The following is a 4471-nucleotide window of genomic DNA, read 5'->3' as shown; positions in this document are numbered from 1 at the left end:
CCTCAAACCCGAAACGCAAGCCCACCACACCCCGACGCCCCATCAGACACTCACACACCCAACAACGTGACAGAGTCCCGGAGGGGGCTTCTCGCTGGACGGCACCGAGGCGGACCTGCGCGAGAATGAGCCCGACATAGACCAGATCCGTGCTGACCTCACCGCCGTGACCGGCATCGCGGCGCTCACCGACTTTGCCGATACGGTGCCGTATCACCTGCTGTTCACGTTGCCGCGGGGGGTCACACGGGCGCACCGAGGGGATCAATATGGCGACGATCACGGTGGACGTGGCAGTTCCCGACGCGCTGCGGCCGGTCGTGGATGTGGCAGCGTTGCCAGCGGCCCTCGGTGACGCGGGGCCGGCGTGGCTGGTGCTGTCCGAGGACGGACGGCTGGCGCGGTGGACGCCGACGACCGGCGAGGTGCAGGACGTGGCCCGGTATCGGGAGGAGAGGCTGGCGTCCGAATACGGTGGCGGCGTTCGACTGCGGCTTCATGTGTCTCGATGTGGCCGTTGGGCGGCGGTGGTTCAAGACCGAGGTCGGTACGGCACCGTCGTCGATCTCACCACCGGTTCGCCAGCGTTGAAGTTGGACGGCGGAGATTACTGCTGTGAAACCGTCCCGTTCGCGTTGACGTTCGCCGAACACGGTGGCCGGCCGGTTGTCGTCCATCGCACTGACTGGAACCGGTTGGATGTCACCGATCTCGCGTCCGGCGAGGTGCTTACAGCGCGGGACAGCCCGGATAGAGATGAGGAAGATGCGGAGTACGACCTCGATTACTTCCACGGCGCGCTGTCGCTGAGTCCTGACGGGACTCGTGTCTACGACGGCGGTTGGGTGTGGCAGCCGTGGGGGATGCCGGCGGTGTGGAGCCTGACCGCCTGGCTGCACGACAACCCGTATGAATCCGAGGACGGGCCCAGCTATGCGGTGTATCCCGAGGTCTCGGAGTGGAACTGGCCGGTGGTGTGGATCGACGACGGGCGGATCGCGGTGTATGACCGGGATGATGCCGGCAGCGGTACCGTCCACGTTCTCGACCCCACCTCGATCGAACTGCGCTCGCCGGGCGTCAGATGGATCAAGGCGGTCGCGACGTTCCCCTGGCCGGTCGGCGATTTCGGCTTTTTCACTGACGGAGAGCATCTGCTGATTGCCGACGAGGCCGGTCTGCAGGGCGTCGACATCACCAGCGGACAGCAGGTGTTCGCGATCGACGGGTTCCGCCCGGCGCGTCAGGATCGACATACCGGAACGCTGATCCAGGTCGGCAGCGCCAATGCCCGGTTGTGGACGCCGCCGGAGTGGACTGCGCGCGCTGGCTGAGCTGCCATTTCCCGCAGGGTGCCGAGCGGTGAGAACATCCGCGAGTCCACACTGGAAGGGCTCGACACCGCCTCTCGCAAGGGCAAGCACGGCGGCCGACCGCCGGTCATCACCGACGACATGCTGCACACCGTACTGCGGCGCCGCGCGAACGGCGAGTCCGTCGAGCAGATCCAGCCCGACCTGATCATCCCCACCGGCAAGCGCAAGGGGCGCAACCCCTCGGTGGCCAGCATCTACCGGGCACTGGCCGAGCACGCCAAACGTGAGGCGTACCCCGAAGCTGCCGAGAAGGCCCCCGCCGACTTCGCCGCCCTCCAAGCCGGCGAAGTCCCCGGCCCCCGCCTGCTACTTGTCACTTCGCCGTAGCTTCGGGAGAACAGGGCCATCACCACCGGAAGGCCGTCAGCGGAACCGCTGATGTCGCCGCCGGAGCAGCCCAAGCCCGCCCCGTTCGAATCCTGACCTGGGCAAACATTCGGCCGAGGTTCAGACACAGGTACTGAGCTTGACTCTGTCGGGGATCTTGAAGTCGCCGAGGTCAGCTGCCCAAGGTTCGCCAGGACTTCAGCCGGGGAATCTCGCGCTGGTCGAGGTAGTCCTGGAAGGCGGTCGGTCGGCGGGGTGCGGGGGTTTCCTCGTCTGGTGGCAGTCCGCTGAGGCGCTCGATGTTGACGGCGATGGCCGTCAGGACGTGCTGGATGTGGGCCTTTTCCTGCCCTCGGTAGCGGCAGCGCCGCATGCCGTGGCCGTGGGCGAACTCGTTGACCGTGCCCTCCACTCCGGAGCGGACCGCATAGCGGGCCTTCCACTCGGGCGTCTGCTGCTCGGTACGGACGCGAAGTTGCAGGTCGCGGAGTTCTCGCGGGGGAAAGCCCACAGTGCGCGCACTGTCTGCGGTGCTGGTGCACTGCGCGCGGGCCGGGCAGGGGCGGCACTGGCTTTTGGTGAACCTGGCCACGATCAGCGGGGCCGCGGTGGGCGAGGAGGTCGGGTAGGGGCCGTGCCAGCCCGCGCTGACCTGTCCCTTGGGGCAGGTGACCTGCTGGCGGTCGTAGTCGATGTGGAAGTCGTCCCGGGCGAAGCCCTCGTTCCGACGGTGCTGGAGGGTGGGGTTGCTCCGGAGCGGCCCGGAGACGGTGACCTGGTGTTCACGGGTGGCTTGTGCCAGGTGGGGCAGGGAGGTGTAGCCGCCGTCGACCAGGTGCTCGGCGGGCAGCAGCCCGCGACGCGCCAGGCGGGCGTGGATGCCGGGCAGGACCTGGCTGTCGTGGGTGGTGGCCGCGGTGGTGACCACATCCGTGATCACATTCGGGCCGTCGGGAGCACAGGTCTCGGTCAGGTGAGCGGAGAACCCCTTCCAGCTGATGATGTGCCCGTGGCGTGCGTAGCGGGCTGAAGTGTCGTAAGGAGAGACGATCGCCCGGGACGAGGGCGGCAGTCCGGGCCCGTCTTCCTTCTCGGCGGTGCGCCAGCGCAGGTGTCCTGCGGCGTCACGGTGGTAGTTCTGCACCACGATCTGGCGCAGGGCCTGGACGCGCGGGCCGGCCGTGTGGTCTGTTCCGTGCCGGTAGAGGTGTTCCAGGAGCCGGACGGCGTCGTTTCCGGTGGCGAGGATTCTGGTCTTGGGTTTGGTGGGGTTCTTGCCCAGGCGGACCGGTCGGCCGTAGCGGAGCCCCCAGTCCTCGTCGACCAGCTCGTCGAGCAGGTGAGGGGAGGTGCCGGCGACTTCTTCGAGTACGGCACGGACCGCCTCGGTGATCAACTCCAGGCGGGTCAGGTCGCGCACGGCGGCCAGGACGTGGGTGGAGTCGGTGCGCTGCGTGGTGCGCTCGCGCACCAGTCCGGCCTCCTTGAGGCGGGCCAGCGCGAGGTCGAGAAGACGGTCGGCGCGGTCGTCTTCGGCGAGGCGATCGCGGAAGTCGGCCAGCACGCTGTGGTGGAACCCGGGATCGTCCAATTCCATGGCCATGGCGTATTTGAAGTCGATGCGGCAGCGAACCGCCTCGGCGGCCTGCCGGTCAGACAGGCCGAGCAGGAACTGCAGTACGCAGACAGTGGCCAGCTGAGCAGGCGAAAGCCCCGGACGCCCGTCCCTCGGGTACCAGTCGGCGAAATCCTCGTCGCACCACAGCCCGTCCAGCCGGTCACGCACCCATATCGCCGTCGTGCCACCCGGGTTGCTCGCCCGCGCAACCCGCGCGGTCAGAGGCGGAACTTGCTCACCGGAACGGGGGCAAAGGGACAACGGGCACCTCGACAGCTTCGTCGGTCGGCGGAACTACACGAGCATGACCGTTGACCACGCTGTCGCACCGGGAAACTCCAAGATCCCCGACAGAGTCAAGCTCAGGCTGCTCCATGCCAGGCGTCGGCGAGGGCACGCACGGAGGGAAACCTCGCCCGTGGATCTGCCGCCGTCGCTCGCCGGATCACGGACAGCTGGTGGGGGGTGCCGCGCCACTGGTCCTCCACGTCGCCAGCGTCGAGGAGGAGACAGAGGGCTCTGCCGAGGTTGAACACTGTTGTCCGGATGTCGATCACTGAACCGCGTACGAACTCCTCCGGCGCCATGTATCGCCGGGAGCCGGGAAGCCGGTCCGCCCCCAAAGCGAACGGACCTGGTCGGTACTCATCCAGGTCGCACAGCATCATCCGGTGATCTTCGAAGTCGTACAGCATGCAGCCGTCATAGAGGTCAACGGCAACGAACCCGGCCTGTTCCACGGTGAGGTGGGCGTCCAGGATGGCACCCAGGGCGGCGTGGATCAGAGGGAGAGGAAGCCGTCGGAAACTTGCCATCGGGCTATCGGGCGCAGCCCGGCCTCCGTGGTGGGACACGGTCAGGTGGTAGAGAACCTGGCCAGGGACCCATGGGTAGACGAGGACCAGTCCGTCCTGCGTCGAGAAACTGTGCAGCAGTGGCACGATGGCCGAGTGGGCAACAGCCTGGTGCACGGACTCAGCGCGGTGTAGCGACGACACGGCTTCCGGTGTTGAGGCCGTTTTCACGAACCAGCTCTGCCCGTCGACCAGCACTCCGTATGAGGTGCACCCGGAGTCCTGATCGGCGAACGTTCGGAAGATCGTTCCAATGTCTCCAACGTAGGTCTCGAACGCGGCCACGTGGGTGACCT

General features: G+C 67.2%; 5 protein-coding genes. 2 read left to right on the top strand and 3 right to left on the bottom strand.

Annotation, left to right across the window (positions count from 1 at the left end):
- The coding region (locus EES42_RS45765; protein WP_206433766.1) for a hypothetical protein at positions 1-283 on the bottom strand (283 nt) is incomplete at its 3' end.
- Here EES42_RS45765 and EES42_RS35755 point away from each other — a divergent pair.
- On the top strand, positions 270-1334 hold the full coding sequence (locus EES42_RS35755) for a hypothetical protein (protein ID WP_124722391.1): 1065 nt from the start codon (positions 270-272) through the stop codon (positions 1332-1334). The genes EES42_RS45765 and EES42_RS35755 overlap by 14 nt on opposite strands.
- Before the next feature lie 18 nt (positions 1335-1352).
- The gene (locus EES42_RS35750; protein WP_241196809.1) at positions 1353-1703 is read left to right on the top strand and encodes a hypothetical protein; all 351 of its coding nucleotides are present in this window, start codon (positions 1353-1355) and stop codon (positions 1701-1703) included.
- Between the two features lie 172 nt (positions 1704-1875).
- Here the strand turns inward: EES42_RS35750 and EES42_RS35745 are convergent, their stop codons facing one another.
- Both EES42_RS35745 and EES42_RS35740 read right to left on the bottom strand, forming a co-directional pair.
- Positions 1876-3489: an IS1182 family transposase gene (locus EES42_RS35745; RefSeq protein ID WP_241196808.1), complete on the bottom strand. Its 1614-nt coding sequence runs from the start codon at positions 3487-3489 to the stop codon at positions 1876-1878.
- A 194-nt stretch (positions 3490-3683) separates the two neighbouring features.
- Positions 3684-4471, bottom strand: a 788-nt coding sequence (locus tag EES42_RS35740; protein ID WP_241196807.1) for a protein kinase family protein, incomplete at its 5' end; no start/stop codon positions are given.

The organism is Streptomyces sp. ADI95-17, from assembly GCF_003846175.1.
Classification (GTDB): Bacteria; Actinomycetota; Actinomycetes; order Streptomycetales; family Streptomycetaceae; genus Streptomyces; species Streptomyces sanglieri.
The sequence above is the reverse complement of the archived record's forward strand: the minus strand, read 5'-3'. Positions and strand labels throughout refer to the sequence as shown.